Genomic DNA, 511 nt, shown 5'->3' with positions numbered 1-511 from the left:
CCATTGGCGATGACCCCACAACAACGATGTAGATGGTGCTGAAAGTTGGTATGGCACAGCGGACGCAATTCTATGTTCTCCACTTTCTCTACTTCTATCACGTCGGGGTGATAACAAATAAACGTCTGCTGATTAAAGTGGAACAACAAGTCGCAGATGTCCTCAATCGACTCAAACGGTAAATACACCAACACGAAATCATCGTTATCCGCTTGGTTATCCAAAGTGTGGACGATGGGCGGTAGCAACGGCTGGTCAAAGTGATACCAGTGCAATCCAAGCTGATGTTGAGATGGTGCAAAATACTCAAGTACTGATTTATCCAGCCAGCTCGCCCCCTTCAGAGGCACTGGATAGCGAAACGCATTTTGGTGACTGATACCGATACACGGCTTATTTTGTTGACGAGCTGCCCAAGCCGTGACGGGTTCAAAGTCGTTGATGATTAAATCATAAGTCGCCAGGTTGAGTTGGTTCACTTCTTTGAAAAAATGAATCAAATTGTTGTTCA

1 protein-coding gene is annotated in these 511 nt (G+C 45.4%); it reads right to left on the bottom strand.

Going from position 1 to position 511, the window contains the following annotated elements:
- Positions 1-511: glycosyltransferase family protein (locus R7093_RS28295; RefSeq protein ID WP_318147418.1), on the bottom strand; the 511-nt coding region annotated here is incomplete at both ends.

Source organism: Vibrio sp. 1580 (genome assembly GCF_033340055.1).
Note: the sequence above shows the minus strand (reverse complement) of the source record. Positions and strands in the feature narration are given on the sequence as shown.